An 18,759-nucleotide genomic window follows, 5' to 3' on the forward strand; every position below is an offset into this window, starting at 1 on the left:
TCAGTCTTCACGGGTGCCCAGCAGCCCCTTGGGGCGGAAGATCAGGATCAGCACCAGAAACAGGTACGGCAGGATGGGGGCCACCTGCGAGATGGTGAGCTTCATCAGCTCGTAGCCGAAGGTCTGCTCGGTGACGGCCACGCCCAGGCCCTGCAGTGCCGTCGCCAGCGAATAGTCCATGGCCACGGCGAAGGTCTGGATGATGCCGATGAGCAGCGACGCCAGGAAGGCGCCGGCCAGCGAGCCCATGCCGCCCACCACCACGACCACGAAGATGATCGAGCCGACCGATGCCGCCATGGCCGGCTCGGTGATGTAGGTGTTGCCGCCGATCACGCCGGCCAGCCCCGCCAGGGCGGCCCCGCCGCCAAACACCAGCATGAAGACGCGCGGCACGTTGTGGCCCAGCGCCTCGACCATCTCGGGGTGCTTGAGTGCCGCCTGAATGACAAGCCCGATACGCGTGCGTGTGAGCAGCAGCCACACGGCCAGCAGCATCAGCAGCGCGACCGCCATGATGAAGGAGCGCGACTTGGGGAACTGGGTGCCGTAGAGCGTGAAGAGCGGCCCCTGAAGCTGCGTCGGCAGGCCGTAGGGGACGGTGGAGCGGCCCCACAGCAACTGCACGAGCTCCAGGATCAGGTAGGACAGCCCGAAGGTGACCAGCAATTCCGGCACGTGGCCGAACTTGTGCACCCGGCGCAGGCTGTAGCGCTCGAAGGCCGCCCCCAGCACGAAGACCGCCAGCGGCGCCAGCACCAGCGCCGGCCAGAAGCCCACCAGGCCCGAGATGGTGTACGCCAGGTAGGCGCCCAGCATGTAGAAGCTGGTGTGCGCGAAGTTCAGCACGCCCATCATGCTGAAGATCAGCGTGAGGCCCGAGCTGAGCATGAACAGCAGCAGGCCGTAGGCGACACCGTTGAGCAGCGAGATGGCAAAGAATTCCACGTTGATAGACGCTCGGTCGTTCCCTGTGCGGGGTTGAAAACAAAAAGGCCCGCGTCACGACGTCGGGCCTTCGCGCTCGTGCGCCTGCGCGCTTCAGGGCCGCTTCATCTGGCAACTGGTCGGCGTGCTGGCCACGTAGGCTTCGTAGAACTTGACCGGCGCCAGCGTGTAGCCGGTGTTCTCCGGACTGTAGGGGTTCTTCGCGTCGGTTTTCTGCCAGCGTGTGATGTAGAGCCCCTGCTGCAGCTGGTGGTCGGCCTTGCGCATCTCGACGTCGCCGTTGAAGCTCTTGAACTTCATGCCTTCCATCGCCGCGGCCACCTTCACCGGCTCGGTCGACTTGGTCCGAACGAAGGCTTCGCTGAGCATCGCATAGACCGTGTAGATGTCGGTGGTGTACATGTCGTCGTTGAAGCGCTTCTTGTACTCGGCCATCAGCGGCACCATCAGCCCCGGCGCGTTGTAGTGGCTGTAGCCCACCTGGTAGACCTTGCCGTCCGACGCGGCGCCCATGGCCGTCGGCGTGCCGGTGGTCACCGCGTAGTAGGTGTAGAACTTGACGTTCAGGCCCGAGTCGTTCGACGCCTTGATGAGCAGCGCCAGGTCAGAACCCCAGTTGCCGGTGATCACCGTGTCGGCACCCGACTGCTTGATCTTCGCGATATAGGGCGCGAAGTCGCGCACCTGGGCCAGCGGGTGGAGGTCGTCGCCGACGATCTGCACGTCGGGCCGCTTGACCTTGAGGTTTTCCTTGGCGAACTTCGAGACCTGCTGGCCGTGCGAGTAGTTCTGGTTGATCAGGTACACCTTCTTGATGTCGGGCTGCTCCTTCATGAAGGTGGTCAGCGCCTCCATCTTCATCGAGGTGTCGGCGTCGAGCCGGAAGTGCCAGTAGCTGCACTTGCTGTTGGTCAGGTCGGGGTCGACCGCCGCATAGTTGATGTAGAGCACTTCCTTGCCCGGGTTGCGGGCGTTGTGCTTCTCGAGCGCGTCGATGATGGCCAGCGCCGGGCCGGAGCCGTTGCCCTGCACCACGTAGCGAGCACCCTGGTCCATGGCCGAACGCAGCGCGCTGGTGGTTTCCTGCGGGCTGAGCTTGTTGTCGATGCCGATGATCTCGAACTTCACGCCGGCCACGTTCTTCTTGTTGAACTCCTCCGCCAGGAACTGGAAGGTCTTGAGCTGGTTCGTGCCCACCGCGGCCATGAGGCCCGACAACGGATCGAGCCAGGCGATCTTCACGGTTTCTCCGCTCTGAGCCCACGCCGCCGCCGCGTTCGCGGCGATGAGCGAGGCGGCGAGAAACTTCACTCGAAACTTCAATCGATAGGGCATCTTGTGTCTCCTGCGTCGGTGTTCGAACCGCGACCGAGATTACAAGTCTTTGGGGGCACTCCTCTCAGGGATTGCCCGCAACATCGCCGCCCACGACGCCTTGGGTGTCACGCGCGCGGCAGTGCGACCTACCGCGCGGTAGCAAGTTCAGAGGCCCGGCAGCCGATAGTCCTTGAACTGCTCGCGCAGCCTGGTCTTCAGGATCTTGCCGGTGGCGCCGAGCGGGATCGCCTCGACGAACAGCACGTCGTCCGGGATCTGCCACTTGGCCGTCTTGCCCTCGTAGAACTTCAGCAGCTCTTCGCGCGTGAGCTCGGCGCCCGGCCGCTTGACCACCGCCACCACCGGGCGCTCGTCCCACTTCGGGTGCGCCACGCCGATGCAGGCCGCCATCAACACGGCCGGGTGCGCCACCGCGATGTTCTCGATGTCGATCGAGCTGATCCATTCGCCACCGGACTTGATCACGTCCTTGCTGCGGTCGGTGATCTGCAGGAAGCCGTCGGCGTCGATGGTCGCGACGTCGCCGGTCGGGAACCAGCCATGGCCCTCTGCGTCGGGCACCAGCGGGTCGCCGCCCTCGCCCTTGAAGTACTCCTTGACGATCCACGGCCCCTTGACCAGCAGGTCGCCGGAAGCCTTGCCGTCCCACGGCAGCGCGGCGCCGTTGCCGTCGATGATCTTCATGTCGACGCCGAAGATGGCGCGGCCCTGCTTCTGGCGGATCGCGTCCTGCGCATCGGCCGGCATCGTCAGGTGCTTGTTTTTCAAGGTGCACAACGTGCCGAGCGGGCTCATCTCGGTCATGCCCCAGGCGTGGAGCACGTCCACCCCATAGTCCTGCTGGAAGGCATGGATCATGGCCGGCGGGCAGGCCGAGCCGCCGATCACCGTGCGCTTGAGCGTCGAGAAGCGCAGGCCGCCGGGCTTCATGTGGGTCAGGAGCATCTGCCAGACGGTCGGCACGCCGGCGGCGAAGGTCACGCCTTCGGCTTCGATCAGCTCGTACACCGATTTGCCGTCGAGCGCCGGGCCGGGGAAGACGAGCTTGCAGCCGGTCAGCGCCGCCGAGTACGGAATGCCCCAGGCGTTGACGTGGAACATCGGCACGACCGGCAGCACCGAATCGCGCGCCGAGATGCCCATCACGTCGGGCAGCGCGGCCGCGTAGGCGTGCAGCAGCGTCGACCGGTGGCTGTAGAGCGCGGCCTTCGGGTTGCCAGTGGTGCCGCTCGTGTAGCACATGCTCGACGCCGAGTTCTCGTCGAAACTCGGCCAGGGGTAGTCGGCGGACCGGGCGCCCATCCAGGCCTCGTAGCTCAGCAGGCCGGGGATGCCGCTGTCGGCCGGCAGCTTGTCGGCGTCGCACAGCGCGATCCAGCGCTTGATGGTGGGGCAGCGCGCGTGCACCGCCTGCACCAGCGGCAGGAAGTTCAGGTCGAAGCACAGGATCTGGTCTTCGGCATGGTTGGCGATCCACGCGATCTGGTCCGGGTGCAGGCGCGGGTTGATGGTGTGCAGCACGCGGCCCGAGCCCGACACGCCGTAGTACAGCTCGAGGTGGCGGTAGCCGTTCCACGCCAGCGTGGCGACGCGGTCGCTGAAGAGCAGGTCCTCGCCTTCCAGCGCGTTCGCCACCTGGCGCGCGCGGCGCGCCACGTCGGCCCAGGTGTAGCGGTGGATGTCGCCTTCGACCCGCCGTGACACGATCTCGCCATCGCCATGGTGACGCTCGGCGAACTCGATCAGGGACGAGATCATCAGCGGTTGGTCTTGCATCAAACCCAGCATCGGTATGGCTCCTTCATCTCAATGCGCAAAAAGATGGGCGAGTATTGCGCACTGCAGCATGGGCTCGATGGGGGAATGCCCGTAGCGCTGTCGCGCCGGCGGCAGATCACGCCCATGGCCTTCCGGGAACGGGGTTTCGGGGGCTGCGGGACAATCGGGCCATGAACCTGCTCGTGGACGACAGCACCACCGCCGCGGCCTCGGGCCTGCGCTGGATCGAAGGCTTCCGCGGCCTCGGACCGGCCTTCTTCACGGCGCTGCAGCCGACGCCGTTGCCAGCGCCCTACTGGGTCGGCCGCAGCGACGACGTGGCGCGGCAACTCGGGCTCGATGCCGGCTGGCTCGCCTCCGACGAGGCGCTGGACGTCTTCACCGGCAATGCGCTCCTGCCCGACATGGCGCCGCTCGCGAGCGTCTACAGCGGACACCAGTTCGGCGTATGGGCCGGTCAGCTCGGCGACGGCCGGGCCATCCTGCTGGGCGAAACCGACCGCGAGCTTGAAGTGCAGCTCAAAGGCGCCGGACGTACGCCCTACTCCCGCGGGGGCGACGGGCGCGCCGTGCTGCGCTCGAGCATCCGCGAATTCCTCTGCAGCGAGGCGATGCACGGGCTCGGCATCCCGACCACGCGCGCGCTGGCCGTGACCGGCTCCGACCAGCGGGTGCGCCGCGAAGAACTGGAAACCGCCGCTGTCGTGACCCGCGTGGCACCGAGCTTCATCCGCTTCGGCCATTTCGAGCACTTCGCCGCCAACGACCGCCCCGACGAGCTGCGGCAACTGGCCGACTACGTGATCGACCGCTACTACCCGGACTGCCGACGCACCGAGCGTTTCGGTGGCAATGCTTACGCGGCCTTCCTGGAAGCCGTGAGCGAGCGCACGGCGGCGCTGCTCGCGCAGTGGCAGGCCGTGGGCTTTTGCCACGGCGTGATGAACACCGACAACATGAGCATCCTCGGGCTCACCATCGACTACGGCCCCTTCCAGTTTCTCGATGGTTTCGACCCGGCGCACATCTGCAACCACAGCGACACCCAGGGTCGCTATGCCTTCAACCAGCAGCCCAACGTGGCCTACTGGAACCTGCATTGCCTGGCGCAGGCGCTGCTGCCGCTGATCGGCGAGCAGGACGTTGCCATCGCCGCGCTGGCGTCGTACAAGACAGTGTTCCCGCGCGCGTTCGACCAGCGCATGGCCCGCAAGCTCGGCCTGCCGGCCGGCGATGCGCCCGACCGCGGCCTGATCGACGGCGTGTTGCGCCTGCTGGCCGCCGAGCGCACCGACTGGACGATCTTCTGGCGCCGCCTGTCCGACGCCGTGGGCAGCGGCGACTTCGCGCCGGTGCGCGACCTGTTCATCGACCGCGCCGGCATCGACGCCTGGCTGCCGCTGCACGCCGCGCAGCGCGGCGCCACTCCCGCAGCCGAATCCGCCGCCGCGATGCGCGCGGCGAACCCCAAGTACGTGCTGCGGAACCACCTCGGCCAGCAGGCGATCGAAGCCGCCCAGCAGAAGGACTTCTCCGGCGTCGCGACCTTGCTGACGCTGCTCGCATCCCCATCTGACGAACACGCCGGCCTCGAGGCCTACGCCGGCTTCCCGCCCGACTGGGCGTCCACCATCGAAATCAGCTGCTCCTCATGACCTCCTCTTCCACCCCCAAGATCCAGAAGACCGATGCCGAATGGAAGGCCGTGCTGGCCGAGAAAGGCGCCGAACCGGTCGCCTTCCAGGTCACGCGCCATGCCGCCACCGAGCGCCCCTTCACCGGCAAGTACGAAGCCCACTGGGACGACGGCAGCTACCACTGCGTATGCTGCGGCGCCAAGCTGTTCGAGTCGGGTACCAAGTTCGATGCGGGCTGCGGCTGGCCCAGCTTTTCGGAAGAGGCGGTGCCCGGCGCCATCACCAACATCGTCGACCGGTCGCATGGCATGACGCGCACCGAGAACGTCTGCACGAACTGCGGCGCGCACCTGGGCCACGTGTTCCCGGACGGCCCCACGCCGACCGGGTTACGCTATTGCATGAATTCGGCCTCGCTGAGCTTCGAACCCAGCAAGGACTGACCGCTCCCCCTTCGCGCACCCGCCCTGCACCCCGCCCCGCATGAAACTGATCCTCGACTTCTTTCCCATCCTGCTGTTCTTCGGTGCGTACAAGCTCGCCGACATCTACGTGGCGACCGCCGTGCTGATGGGCGCCACCGTGCTGCAGTCGGTGATCATCTATGCCATCGACCGCAAGCTGCCGACCATGCAGAAGGCCACGCTGGTGCTGATCCTGCTGTTCGGCACGCTGACCTTGGTGCTGCACGACGACCGCTTCATCAAGTGGAAGCCGACGGTGCTGTACGGCGCCATGGCGATCGCCCTGACGGTGGCGCTGTGGGGCTTCCGCAAGAACTTTCTGCAGGTCATGCTGGGTGCGCAGCTCCAGTTGCCGCAGCGCATCTGGACGCACCTGAACGTCGCATGGATCCTCTACTGCGTGTTCATGTCCGCCATCAATGCCTACGTGGCGCTGTACTTCAGCACCGAGGCGTGGGTGAACTTCAAGCTGTGGGGCTACGCCTTCCCGATCGTCTTCCTGCTCGCGCAGGGGCTGTACATCTCGCCGCACCTCAAGTCCGAAGACACGCCCGCAGCATGACGCTCTACACCGCCGCCGACCTCGAGGCCACGCTGCGCGAGAAGCTGCAGCCCAGTGCGCTCGAGGTGATCGACGAAAGCGCCGCGCACGCGGGCCATGCGGGTGCCGGTGCCGAGGGCTACGGCACGCACTTTCGGGTGCGCGTCGCCTCGCCGCTGTTCGACGGCCAGTCGCGCGTGGCGAGGCATCGGCTTGTGTATGATGCGCTGCACTTTTTCATCGCCGAAGGCGTCCACGCCATCGCCATCGAAACGCGCTGAGCAGTCCGCCTTTCACCGATTCCTGCAGTTCACGGCCCCCTCCCCCGATCCCACGGCGGCACGCGACTTCGTCTTTCATCCCTGCGCTTTTCGCGCCATCACCCTGCGAGTCCCTAGGACCCACCCCATGAAGCAACACACTCTGAAGACCCTGGCTGCCGCCGTCGTGCTGAGCACTGCCTCCGTCGGCGCCTTCGCGCAGAACATCGCCATCGTCAACGGCAAGGCCGTGCCCAAGGCCCGCATGGACGTGCTGGCCCAGCAGCTGGCCGGCGCAGGCCGCCCGGTCACCCCCGAAATGGAACCGCAACTGCGCGAGGAAGTCATCGCGCGTGAAGTGTTCATGCAGGAAGCGCAGAAGCAAGGGCTGGACGCGAGCGACGACTACAAGAGCCAGATCGAGCTCGCGCGCCAGGCCATCCTGATCCGCACCCTGTTCGAGAACCAACGCAAGACCAACCCGGTGACCGACGCCGACGTGCAGGCCGAGTACGACAAGTTCGTCGCGGCCAACGGCGGCAAAGAATACAAGGCGCGCCACATCCTGGTCGAGACCGAAGACCAGGCCAAGAAGATCCTGGCCGACCTCAAGAAGGGCGGCAAGTTCGAGGACATCGCCAAGAAGCAGAGCAAGGACCCAGGATCGGGCGCCAACGGCGGCGACCTCGACTGGGCCAACCCGGCGAGCTTCGTGCCCGAGTTCTCGCAAGCGATGATCAAGCTCAACAAGGGCGAGACCACGCCGGCACCGGTGAAGTCGCAGTTCGGCTACCACATCATCCGCGTCGACGACATCCGCCAGGCGCAACTGCCGAAGCTGGAAGAAGTGAAGCCGCAGGTCACGCAGCAGCTGCAGCAGCAGCGTCTGCAGAAGTACCAGGAAGAACTGCGCGCCAAGGCCAAGGTCGAGTAAACGACGCGCTCCCCTATGCAAAGGCGGCTCGATGCCGCCTTTTCTTTTTTGCCCACCCTTGGAAATGGAGAATGAGCGCATGACTCCGTTTCACCGCAGCCTGCGCCTCGCCGCACTGACACTCGGTCTGCTGGGCCTCCTCGCCCACGCCCAGCCGCCACCCTCGGCCGCGCGTTGGGAGCCGCTGGAAGGCATCCAGTTCGGACGCGACGTGCGCGGCATCCACGTCGATCGCGGCGGCCTGACCGAGGTGGAGAACCTGAACACCGACGACGACCGGGCCTACCCCGCCGTACTGGTGCTGGTGGATCTGGCGAACGAGCGCAGCGCCGGCATCCTCGGCAGCTACCGCTCCCTCGCGTACCTCGTCGCCATTGACTGCGCCGGGCGCCGCGCCCAGAACGTGCAGACGCGCTTCTACGCCCAGCACGGCGGCGTGGAGCGCTCCGCCATCATGGGCACCCTGTCAATGTGGAAGTGGGATCCGGCGCAATCGACCGATCCGCAGATGGCGCGGCCGCTGCTCGCGCGCTACTGCGGGGCACGCTGATCGGAAACGGCCGGAGGCGCTTCAGCCCCAGACCACCGAGCGCATGGAGATCGATGCCGACTGGAAATCGGTGTTGAAGAAACGCGGCGCTTCCTTGCCGGCATCGACAGCACCGGCGGCGTAGAGCAGCGGCAAGTAGTGCTCATGGGTCGGATGGGCCTGCTGCGCCAGCGCGCCCAGCGACTGGAAGCGCGGCAATGCGGCATGGTCGCCGTTCCCCAACTGGCCGGCCACAACACGGTCGAACTCGTGTGCCCAGTCGTAGGCCTGGTTCGGTGCGGTTCCGCGGCGACTGACGCGCAGGTTGTGCACCAGGTTGCCGCTGCCGACGATCAGCACGCCGCGTTCGCGCAGTGCCTTGAGTTGCTGGCCCAGCATCGTATGCTCGGCCGGCGAACGGCTGTAGTCCATGCCAAGCTGGACCACCGGGATCTGCGCCTTCGGGAACATGGGCTTGAGCACCGACCAGGTGCCGTGGTCGAAGCCCCACTCGTCCTGGTCGATACCGAGCGCGGCTCCGCTCAGGGGCTGGCGCATGGCCTGCGCGATTTCCGCCGCCACGGCCGGTGCACCGGGCGCGGGGAACTGCTGGTCGAACAGTTCCTGCGGGAACCCGCCGAAGTCGTGGATCGTCTTCGGCTTCGCCATGCCGGTGAGGAACCAGCCGCCGCGCGTGAGCCAGTGGGCCGATACGCACAAGATCAATTGCGGTGTCGGGTACTTCGTGCCGAACTCGGCACCCAACGCCTGCCAGCTGCGCCGATAGGCGTTGTCGCCGATCGCGTTCATCGGGCTGCCATGGCCGAGAAAGAGCACCGGCATGCGCGGTGACTTCTTCAGCACCCGGAAAGGCTCGGCCGCCAGCCCATCGGCCAGCGGAAGGACGGCGCCCAGGGTGCCCACGAAGTCACGGCGATTCAGCATGACCCGATCATCGAACACGCCGGAACTCCTCGCGGCGCAGGCGCCCGATCCGGTTGCCAAAAGAGGTGCGCCAACGCACACGAAACGAGAGAAAACTCGGGCTGTCAGCCCACCCACTTGCGCGCGTTGCGCCAGATTTGCATCCAGGGGCTGAAGTCGCTCGGGTCACCCGAAGTCCAGCTCATCTGAATGTTGCGGAACACGCGCTCCGGGTGCGGCATCACGGCGGTGAAGCGGCCGTCGGCCGTGGTCACCGCCGTCAGCCCGCCGGCGCTGCCGTTCGGGTTGAACGGGTACTGCTCGGTCGGCTGGCCGTGGTTGTCGACGTAACGCATCGCGGCGATGGCCTTCGTCGGATCGCCCCGGTGCTTGAAATTGGCAAAGCCCTCGCCATGCGCCACCGCGATCGGCAGGCGGCTGCCGGCCAGGCCGCCGAAGAAGAGGCTCGGGGATTCGAGCACCTCGACCATCGCCAGGCGTGCCTCGAAGCGCTCGCTCTGGTTGGTGGTGAAGCGCGGCCAGGCTTCGGCGCCCGGGATGATGTCGGCGAGTTCGGCGAACATCTGGCAGCCGTTGCAGACGCCCAGGCCGAAGGTGTCACCGCGGCCGAAGAAGGCCTGGAACTGTTCTGAAAGCTTGGGGTTGAAGGTGATGCTGCGCGCCCAGCCGATGCCTGCTCCCAGCGTGTCGCCGTAGCTGAAGCCGCCGCAGGCGACCACGCCCTGGAAGTCGGCCAAGTCGGCGCGGCCGGTCTGCAGGTCGGTCATGTGGACATCGTGCGCTTCGAAGCCGGCTTCGGTGAAGGCGAAGGCCATCTCGACGTGCGAGTTGACGCCCTGCTCGCGCAGGATCGCGACCTTGGGTCGCGCCGCCAGGTTCAGGAAGGGCGCGGTGATCGAAGCATCGACAGCGCCCGCGGCGAGCGACACGTGCGCGCCCGGGTCCTGCGGCACACCGGCTGCGGCATGTTCGGCGTCGGCGCAGGCCGGGTTGTCGCGCTCGCGGGCGATCTTCCAGCTGACCGAGTCCCACACCTGGTGCAAGTCGTGCAGGCTGGCGCTGAACACCGACTTGGCGTCGCGCCAGACTTCCAGCTTGCCCTTGCCGACCTCCATGGTCGAACTGTCAGGCCGCGTCTTGCCGACGAAGTGGCTGTGCGCGCTCAAGCCATGGGTACGCAGCAGTTGCATGACCTCGTTGCGGTCCTCCGTGCGCACCTGCAGCAGCAGCCCCAACTCTTCGCTGAACAGCGCCTTGAGCGTGAGTTCTTCGCGGCGCGCGCTGACCTGCTGCGCCCAATTCTTGGCGTCGCCGGTTTCCATCCGGCTGTCGGAAATGCCGTCGCCTTCGGTGACCAGCATGTCGACGTTGAGCGCCACGCCGACGTGGCCGGCGAAGGCCATCTCGCAGGCGGTCGCGAACAGGCCGCCGTCGCTGCGGTCGTGCATCGCGAGGATCTTGCCGTCGGCGCGCAGCGCGTTCACGGCCTTGACCAGGTTCACCAGGTCCTCCGGATGATCCAGGTCGGGCACACGGTCGCCGCTCTGCCCCAGCGTCTGGGCCAGGATGCTGCCGGCCATGCGGTGCTGGCCGCGGCCCAGGTCGATGAGCACCAGCGTGGTGTCGGCTTCGTCGCGGTCGAGCTGCGGCGTGAGCGTGCCGCGCACGTCGGCCAGCGTGGCGAAGGCGGTGACGATCAGGCTCACCGGCGAGGTCACCTTCTTCTTTTCGGTGCCGTCCGACCATTGCGTGCGCATGGAGAGCGAATCCTTGCCGACCGGGATCGAGATGCCCAGCGCCGGGCACAGCTCCAAGCCGACCGCCTTCACCGTCTCGTACAGCGCGGCGTCTTCGCCAGGTTCGCCGCAGGCCGCCATCCAGTTGGCCGACAGCTTGACGCGCGACAGCTCGATCGGCGCGGCCAGCAGGTTGGTGATGGCCTCGGCCACCGCCATGCGGCCCGAAGCCGGCGCGTCGAGCGCGGCCAGCGGCGTGCGCTCGCCCATGCTCATCGCCTCGCCCGCGAAGCCGCTGTAGTCAGCCAGCGTCACGGCGCAGTCGGCCACCGGCACCTGCCACGGGCCGACCATCTGGTCGCGGTGACTCATGCCGCCGACGGTGCGGTCGCCGATGGTGATGAGGAAGCGTTTCGACGCAACCGTCGGGTGCGACAGCACGTCGATGGCCGCCTTCTGCAGGTCGACGCCGGTGAGGTCGAGCGGCTTGAACTGGCGCGAGACGGTCTTCACGTCGCGCAGCATCTTCGGCGGCTTGCCGAGCAGCACGTCCATCGGCATGTCGACCGGTTGCGCGTCGGCACCCTCGTCGACGACGAGCAACTGGCGCTCTTCGGTCGCCACGCCGACCACCGCGAACGGGCAGCGCTCACGCTCGCAGAAGGCCTTGAACTGATCCAAAGACTCCGGCGCGATGGCCAGCACGTAGCGCTCCTGGCTTTCGTTGCACCAGATTTCCTTGGGCGCCATGCCCGACTCTTCGAGCGGCACGCCGCGCAGGTCGAAGCGCGCGCCGCGGCCGGCGTCGTTGGTCAGTTCGGGGAAGGCGTTCGACAGACCGCCCGCGCCCACGTCGTGGATGGCCAGGATCGGGTTCGCCGCGCCCTGCTGCCAGCAGTGGTTGATGACCTCCTGCGCGCGCCGCTCGATTTCGGGGTTGCCGCGCTGCACCGAGTCGAAGTCCAGTTCGGCCGCGTTGGCGCCGGTCGCCATCGAGCTGGCGGCGCTGCCGCCCATGCCGATGCGCATGCCGGGGCCGCCCAGCTGGATCAGCAGCGAGCCGGCGGGGAACAGGATCTTCTTCGTCTGCGTGGCGTCGATGCTGCCCAGGCCACCCGCGATCATGATGGGCTTGTGGTAGCCCCGCTGCACCGTATCGGTGTCGCTCGCGATCGCCTGTTCGTACTCGCGGAAGTAGCCCAGCAGGTTCGGCCGGCCGAACTCGTTGTTGAAGGCCGCGCCGCCCAGCGGCCCCTCGGTCATGATCTGCAGCGGGCTGGCGATGTGCGCGGGCTTGCCGAAATGCCCTTGTTCAGGCCAAAGCTTCGATACCGTGAAGCCGGTCAGGCCAGCCTTGGGCTTGGAGCCGCGGCCGGTCGCGCCCTCGTCGCGGATCTCGCCGCCGGCACCGGTCGAGGCGCCGGGGAACGGCGAGATCGCGGTCGGGTGGTTATGCGTCTCGACCTTCATCAGCACGTGGCTCAGCGCGCTCTGCTTCCTGTAGCTGCCGCTGCCCGCGCCATCGGCCGCCACGAAGCGCTCGATCTGCGTGCCTTCCATGATCGACGCGTTGTCGGCGTAGGCCACGATGGTGTGCTGCGGGTTCAGCTTCTCGGTGTTGCGGATCATGCCGAACAGGCTGATCGGCCGCTGCTCGCCGTCGATCACGAAGTCGGCGTTGAAGATCTTGTGGCGACAGTGCTCGCTGTTGGCCTGCGCGAACATCATCAGCTCGACGTCGCTGGGGTTGCGGCCGAGCTTGGTGAAGGCGTCGACCAGGTAGTCGATCTCGTCCTCGGCCAAGGCCAGGCCGAAGGTGCTGTTGGCCGACACCAGCGCCGCGCGCCCACCGGCCAGCACATCGACCTGCGCCATCGGCTGGGCCTCGAGTTCGGCGAACAGCGCCGCAGCGCCGTCGATGCCCGGCAGCACCGATTCGGTCATGCGGTCGTGCAGCAAGGCCGCCACGGCCAGCCGCTGGTCGCCGTCGAGCACCGGCGCCTTGCCGATCAGCGGCGCCTTCAGGCTCAGGTGAAATTGCGTGACGCGCTCGACGCGGCGCAGTACCAAGCCGCAGTTGTGGGCGATGTCGGTCGCCTTCGAGGCCCAGGGCGACACGGTGCCCAGACGCGGCGTGACGACCAATTCGGTCGACGCCTTCGGCGCCGCAAAGGGCTCGCCGTAGGTCAGGAGCGCGGCGAAGCGCTCGCGGGCCGCGGTGTCGGGCGCTGCATCGGTCACGACCAGATGCACGAAGCGCGCCGAGATGGCCCCGATCTTCGGCTCGACCGCCTGCAGCTTCGGCAGGAGCTGGCGGGCCCGGAAGTCGCTGAGCGCACTGCCGCCCTCGAACACGGTCACGACGGGTTGGGCGGTGTGGAATGGCTGCGTCACGGTCGAATGGCCGGCGGGGGCCGGCTGGCTGAGGGTGAATGAAGAAACACGCTGGACGGCCGCTGACTGGGGCCGTCCGTGAAAACCCGGAATTTTAGGCGACCCCGGCCGGCCCGGCCGCCCGGGCCGGCGCCCCGTGAAAGCGCAGAGGTCATGCGCCGCAGCGCCGGTCGGCGCGGATGCCGAATGGGATAATCGCGGGATGAGTATTACCCTGAACGACGCAGCCGGCATTGCCGCCATGCGCACGGTCGGCCGCCTGACCTCGGAGGTGCTGGACTACCTGACCCCCTTCGTGAAGCCCGGCGTCACCACGAACGAAATCGACCGCCTCGCCGCCGAGTACATGGCCAAGCAAGGCACCACCTCGGCCACGGTGGGCTACCTCGGCGCGAGCAGCACGCCCTTCCCCAAGTCGCTCTGCACCTCGGTCAACCACGTGGTGTGCCACGGCATCCCGAACGACAAGCCCCTGAAGAAGGGCGACATCATGAACATCGATGTCACCGTCATCAAGGACGGCTGGTTCGGCGACAACAGCCGGATGTTCATCGTCGGCGATGCGTCGATTGCCGCGAAGCGGCTGTGCCAGGTGACCTACGAGGCGATGTGGCACGGCATCCTGCAGGTGCGCCCCGGCGGCCACCTGGGCGACGTGGGCCACGCCATCCAGAAGTTCGCCGAAGGCAACGGCTTTTCGGTGGTGCGCGAGTTCTGCGGCCACGGCGTGGGCCGCAAGTTCCATGAAGAACCGCAGGTGCTGCATTACGGCCGGCCGGGCACCATGGAGCGGCTCGAGCCGGGCATGATCTTCACGATCGAGCCGATGATCAATGCGGGCAAGCGCGACATCAAGGAAGACGCCAAGGGCGGCCAGTACGACGGCTGGACCATCGTCACGCGCGACCATTCGCTGTCGGCGCAGTGGGAACACAGCGTGCTGGTGACCGAGACCGGCTACGAGGTGCTGACCCTCTCGGCCGGCAGCCCGCCGCTGCCGTCCTTCGTCACGTCGACGGTCACCTGAGCGCCGGAGCACTGGCGTGATCGAAGTCGCCACCACGGTCGACGTGCCGTCGTTGCGCGAGGCCTACCGCGCACAGAAGATGGCGCTGTTCGACACGCTGCGGCACGGCAACGCGCCCACGCGCAGCGTGCACCACGTGCTGCGGCAGCTTGCCGCCTTCGCGGACGAGGCGCTGACCGCGCTCTGGAACGACGCCGGCTTCGGCAACGACCTTGCGCTGGTCGCGGTTGGCGGTTTCGGGCGCGGCGAACTCTTTCCCTATTCCGACGTCGACGTGCTGCTGCTGCTGCCGGAGGTGCATGCGTCGAACATCGAGCCGGCGCGGCTCGAGGCCTTCATCGGCCGCTGCTGGGACGTGGGGCTGGAGATCGGCTCGAGCGTGCGAACGCTGGGCGAATGCCTCGACGAAGCGGACAAGGACGTGACCGTGCAGACCTCGCTGCTCGAGTCGCGCCTGATCACCGGCGACAAGAAGCTGTACACGGCCTTCCGCAAGCGCTTCTGCACCGCCATCGACCCCCAGGCCTTCTTTGCCGCCAAGTCGCAGGAGATGCGGCACCGGCATCACAAGTTCGACGACACGCCCTACGCGCTCGAACCCAATTGCAAGGAATCGCCCGGCGGCCTGCGCGACCTGCAGACGGTGCTCTGGATGACCAAGGCCGCCGGCTTCGGCCGGCGCTGGGAAGACCTGGCCAAGAACGGCCTGGCCACCGCCTTCGAAGTGCAGCAGATCAAGCGCAACGAAGCGCTGCTGAGCCTGATCCGCGCCCGCCTGCATGTCACGGCCAACCGGCGCGAAGACCGGTTGGTGTTCGACCTGCAGACGGCCGTGGCCGCCACCTTCGGCTACGAGGCCTTGTCGCAGCGCAAGGCCAGCGAGGCGCTCATGCGCCGCTACTACTGGGCCGCCAAGGCGGTCACGCAGCTCACCCAGATCCTGCTGCTCAACATCGCCGAGCGACTGCAGCCGCAGGCCGAGGCGCCCACCCGCATCAACGACCGCTTCTTCGAGAAGGCCGGGATGATCGAGGTGGCGAGCGACGATCTCTATCTGAAAGACCCGCACGCCGTCCTCGAGACCTTCCTGCTCTACCAGAAGACGATCGGGGTGAAGGGCCTCTCGGCCCGCACGCTGCGGGCGCTGTACAACGCGCGCTCGGTGATGGACAGCAAGTTCCGCAACGACCGGGTGAACCACATCACCTTCATGCGGATGCTGCTGGAGCCGCGCGGCATCACGCACGCCTTCCGGCTGATGAACCAGACCTCGGTGCTCGGGCGCTACCTGCGTCCCTTCCGCAGCATCGTCGGTCAGATGCAGCACGACCTGTTCCACGTCTACACGGTCGACCAGCACATCCTGATGGTGCTGCGCAACGTGCGGCGCTTCTTCATCGCCGAGCACGCGCACGAATACCCCTTCTGCTCGCAGCTCGCGGCCGGCTGGGACAAGCCGTGGGTGCTGTACGTGGCCGCGCTGTTCCACGACATCGCCAAGGGCCGCGGCGGCGACCATTCGACATTGGGTGCACGCGACGTGCACCGCTTCTGCCAGCAGCACGGCGTGGAACGCGAAGACAGCAAGCTCATCGAGTTCCTGGTGACCGAGCATCTGACGATGAGCACCGTGGCGCAGAAGCAGGACCTGAGCGACCCCGATGTGATCGCCGCCTTCGCCAAGCGCGTGGGCAGCGAACGCTACCTGACCGCCCTGTACCTGCTGACCATCGCCGACATCCGCGGCACCTCGCCGCGCGTGTGGAATGCGTGGAAGGGCAAGCTGCTCGAAGACCTGTACCGCTACACCTCGCGGGCGCTCGGCGGCCACATGCCCGACCCGGATGCGGAGATCGAGGCACGCAAGCGCGAGGCACTGGTGCAACTCGCCCTGCACGCCCAGCCCTTCGAGGTGCACAAGGCCCTCTGGGAAACGCTCGACGTCGGTTACTTCATGCGGCACGACGCCTCGGAGATCGCCTGGCATGCCAAGCAGCTGTCGCGGCATGTGCCGCACAAGGGCGTCCCGGTCGACCCGCACGCGCCGCCCATCGTTCGGGCGCGCCTCTCGCCAGTGGGCGAAGGCCTGCAGGTGGTGGTCTACACGCCCGACCAGCAGGAGTTGTTCGCGCGCATCTGCGGCTACTTCGACCAGGCCTCGTTCAGCATCCTGGACGCGAAGGTGCACACCGCCACCAACGGCTATGCGCTGGACACCTTCCAGGTCGTCACCGCGTTCACGCCCGAGCACTACCGCGACCTGATCAGCATGGTCGAGACCGGCCTCACGAAGACGCTGGCCGAGGCCGGGGCCCTGCCTCCCCCCAGCAAGGGCCGCGTGTCGCGCCGGGTTCGCAGCTTCCCGATCCAGCCGCGCATCAACCTCGTGCCCGACGAGAAGGCGCAGCGCTGGCTGCTGAGCATCTCGGCCAGCGACCGCGCCGGCCTGCTGTATTCGGTGGCCCGCGTCCTGGCGCGGCACCGGCTGCATCTGCAGCTCGCCAAGGTCACGACGCTCGGCGAACGGGTGGAGGACACCTTCCTGCTGAGCGGCCCGGAATTGCAGGGGCAGCGCGCGCAGTTGGCGATCGAAACGGAGCTGATCGAAGTCCTGTCGGCTTGAACGGCCGACGTGCATCGGCGCGGCGCGCGACCGTCTGTGTGTGAAATGTCTCGAACATGGACCACAATCCGGTTTTTCGCTTGAAAGGACTTCCCTCATGACCCGTTCCGACGACACCGGCAAACTCGTTCTCCGCTTGGCCCTTGGGGTCCTGATCCTGCTGCATGGCGTGGCCAAGATCAGTTCCGGCGTGAGTGGCGTCGGTGGCATGCTGGCCTCGCACGGTCTGCCCAGTGCGCTGGCGTACCTGGTCTACATCGGCGAGATCGTCGCGCCGGTTTTGCTGATCATCGGCCTGTACACCCGTCCCGCCGCCTGGATCATCGCGATCAATATGGTGGTGGCCCTCTGGCTGGTGCACATGAAGGACCTGTTCGTCATCGGAAAGACCGGCGGCTGGGCACTGGAACTGCAGGGCATGTTCCTCTTCGGCGCGATCGCGGTGGCGCTGCTGGGCGCGGGTCGCTTCAGCGTGGGCGGCAGCAGCGGCAAGTACAACTGATGCGACGAGAGGCGGCTCGCGCCGCCTCTGCATCAGTCGTCCTCGGCAGCGTCGAGACCGGGAAACAACACCTCGGTGAAGCCGAAGCGAGAAAAGTCTCGCACCCGCATCGGATAGAGCTTGCCGAGCAAATGGTCCACTTCATGCTGTACGACCCGGGCGTGAAAGCCGTTCACCGTGCGCTCGATCGGGTCGCCGTAGAGGTCAAAGCCGGTGTACCGGATCGTCGAGAAGCGCGGCACCACGCCGCGCAGGCCGGGCACCGACAGGCAGCCTTCCCAACCCTCTTCCTCTTCAGCGCCAACCGGCGTGACGACAGGATTCAGCAAAACGGTCTGCGGGACGACAGGTGCGTCCGGATATCGCGGGTTCACGGCCCCTGTACCGAAGATCACCAGTTGCAGATCGACGCCAATCTGCGGCGCTGCGAGGCCTGCGCCGTTGACGGCATGCATCGTCTCGAACATGTCGCGCACCACGAGATGCAACGCATCGGTGTCGAAGGCGACGACGGGCTGCGCAATCCGCAGAAGCCGCGGGTCGCCCATCTTCAAGATATCGCGAATGGTCATGCCGCAGTATGGCCGCGAGGTGCCGGCCACACCGGCACATGGTAGGCAGCCACCCTCCTCAATTTCTGATCGCGCCGGGCTGCTCGTTGGAGAGCGGTTCCCCGGGGGGAGTCCGTGAGGGACCGAGGAACTGCTGCTGGTCGCCGCGTGAGGGCCGGGCTGGGCGAACAGATGGCCCCGGACGCACGCCCTGCTGCGGGCCACGCGGTGGCCCTTCGTAGTCACGACGCGGACCTCGGCGGTTGTCGTCACGATAGCGTGGACCGTCGTAGTAGCGGCCGCGGTCAACCCCGTAGTACACGGACGGCGCCACCATGACCGGCGCGGGCGTCGCATAGTACGGATCGCCATAGCCGCCATAGCCGTAATTGCCATAACTGGCGGCCTCTCCGTAGGACGCGCCAGCCGGATAGGCCACGCAGCCACTCAGTAGCACCGCGGCACCCATCAACGCGATGCCCCCCAGCAAACGAATATTCATCATGACGATCTCCTTTACCTTGATGTCCAGCCATTCAACGCCAGATCCG

16 protein-coding genes are annotated in these 18,759 nt (G+C 66.9%); 9 read left to right on the plus strand and 7 right to left on the minus strand.

Annotation, left to right across the window (positions count from 1 at the left end; genetic code table 11):
• The 3 genes from ACSFA2_RS22095 to ACSFA2_RS22105 all read right to left on the minus strand — a co-directional run bounded on the left by ACSFA2_RS22095 (position 1) and on the right by ACSFA2_RS22105 (position 4,074).
• Positions 1-954, minus strand: a complete 954-nt coding sequence (locus ACSFA2_RS22095) for a branched-chain amino acid ABC transporter permease (protein WP_435457556.1) — start codon at positions 952-954, stop codon at positions 1-3.
• A gap of 87 nt (positions 955-1,041) precedes the next feature.
• Positions 1,042-2,271: a branched-chain amino acid ABC transporter substrate-binding protein gene (locus tag ACSFA2_RS22100; protein WP_435457557.1), complete on the minus strand. Its 1,230-nt coding sequence runs from the start codon at positions 2,269-2,271 to the stop codon at positions 1,042-1,044.
• Positions 2,272-2,430: 159 nt separating this feature from the next.
• Positions 2,431-4,074, minus strand: coding sequence for a 3-(methylthio)propionyl-CoA ligase (locus ACSFA2_RS22105; RefSeq protein WP_435457472.1), 1,644 nt, complete (start codon positions 4,072-4,074; stop codon positions 2,431-2,433).
• Positions 4,075-4,235: 161 nt separating this feature from the next.
• On the opposite strand from ACSFA2_RS22105, the gene ACSFA2_RS22110 reads away from it, so the two are divergent.
• From ACSFA2_RS22110 to ACSFA2_RS22135, 6 genes are all read left to right on the plus strand, one after another.
• The gene (locus tag ACSFA2_RS22110) at positions 4,236-5,720 is read left to right on the plus strand and encodes a protein adenylyltransferase SelO (protein ID WP_435457473.1); all 1,485 of its coding nucleotides are present in this window, start codon (positions 4,236-4,238) and stop codon (positions 5,718-5,720) included.
• On the plus strand, positions 5,717-6,145 hold the full coding sequence (gene msrB, locus ACSFA2_RS22115) for a peptide-methionine (R)-S-oxide reductase MsrB (RefSeq protein ID WP_435457474.1): 429 nt from the start codon (positions 5,717-5,719) through the stop codon (positions 6,143-6,145). The genes ACSFA2_RS22110 and msrB overlap by 4 nt, the downstream gene beginning before the upstream one ends.
• Positions 6,146-6,185: 40 nt before the next feature.
• A complete protein-coding gene (locus ACSFA2_RS22120; RefSeq protein WP_435457475.1) occupies positions 6,186-6,728 on the plus strand; it encodes a septation protein A in 543 nt (180 codons plus the stop codon).
• Complete coding sequence (locus tag ACSFA2_RS22125; protein WP_435457476.1) at positions 6,725-6,988, plus strand: BolA family protein; 264 nt, start codon at positions 6,725-6,727, stop codon at positions 6,986-6,988. Before ACSFA2_RS22120 ends, ACSFA2_RS22125 begins: the two co-directional genes overlap by 4 nt.
• 127 nt (positions 6,989-7,115) lie before the next feature.
• Complete coding sequence (locus tag ACSFA2_RS22130; protein ID WP_435457477.1) at positions 7,116-7,901, plus strand: foldase protein PrsA; 786 nt, start codon at positions 7,116-7,118, stop codon at positions 7,899-7,901.
• 79 nt (positions 7,902-7,980) lie between these two features.
• Positions 7,981-8,451, plus strand: a complete 471-nt coding sequence (locus ACSFA2_RS22135) for a hypothetical protein (RefSeq protein ID WP_435457478.1) — start codon at positions 7,981-7,983, stop codon at positions 8,449-8,451.
• A 21-nt stretch (positions 8,452-8,472) separates the two neighbouring features.
• Here the strand turns inward: ACSFA2_RS22135 and ygiD are convergent, their stop codons facing one another.
• Positions 8,473-9,375, minus strand: a complete 903-nt coding sequence (gene ygiD, locus ACSFA2_RS22140; RefSeq protein WP_475545398.1) for a 4,5-DOPA-extradiol-dioxygenase — start codon at positions 9,373-9,375, stop codon at positions 8,473-8,475.
• Positions 9,376-9,479: 104 nt separating this feature from the next.
• Positions 9,480-13,505, minus strand: a complete 4,026-nt coding sequence (gene purL / locus ACSFA2_RS22145) for a phosphoribosylformylglycinamidine synthase (protein ID WP_435457479.1) — start codon at positions 13,503-13,505, stop codon at positions 9,480-9,482.
• 202 nt (positions 13,506-13,707) lie between these two features.
• Here purL and map point away from each other — a divergent pair, with 202 nt between their 5' ends.
• The 3 genes from map to ACSFA2_RS22160 all read left to right on the plus strand — a co-directional run bounded on the left by map (position 13,708) and on the right by ACSFA2_RS22160 (position 17,657).
• Positions 13,708-14,532 carry a type I methionyl aminopeptidase gene (gene map, locus ACSFA2_RS22150; RefSeq protein ID WP_435457480.1) on the plus strand — a complete coding sequence of 275 codons (825 nt, stop codon included), beginning with the start codon at positions 13,708-13,710 and terminating at the stop codon, positions 14,530-14,532.
• A gap of 16 nt (positions 14,533-14,548) precedes the next feature.
• Positions 14,549-17,155 carry a [protein-PII] uridylyltransferase gene (locus tag ACSFA2_RS22155; RefSeq protein WP_435457481.1) on the plus strand — a complete coding sequence of 869 codons (2,607 nt, stop codon included), beginning with the start codon at positions 14,549-14,551 and terminating at the stop codon, positions 17,153-17,155.
• Positions 17,156-17,252: 97 nt separating this feature from the next.
• The gene (locus ACSFA2_RS22160) at positions 17,253-17,657 is read left to right on the plus strand and encodes a DoxX family protein (protein WP_435457482.1); all 405 of its coding nucleotides are present in this window, start codon (positions 17,253-17,255) and stop codon (positions 17,655-17,657) included.
• A gap of 32 nt (positions 17,658-17,689) precedes the next feature.
• Here ACSFA2_RS22160 and def read toward each other — a convergent pair whose 3' ends face one another.
• Positions 17,690-18,229 carry a peptide deformylase gene (def, locus tag ACSFA2_RS22165; RefSeq protein WP_435457483.1) on the minus strand — a complete coding sequence of 180 codons (540 nt, stop codon included), beginning with the start codon at positions 18,227-18,229 and terminating at the stop codon, positions 17,690-17,692.
• A gap of 58 nt (positions 18,230-18,287) precedes the next feature.
• Positions 18,288-18,713, minus strand: coding sequence for a hypothetical protein (locus tag ACSFA2_RS22170; protein ID WP_435457484.1), 426 nt, complete (start codon positions 18,711-18,713; stop codon positions 18,288-18,290).
• Between the last annotated feature and the right edge of the window lie 46 nt (positions 18,714-18,759).

It is taken from the genome of Variovorax cryoconiti (assembly GCF_051216395.1).
Classification (GTDB): domain Bacteria; phylum Pseudomonadota; class Gammaproteobacteria; order Burkholderiales; family Burkholderiaceae_C; genus Variovorax.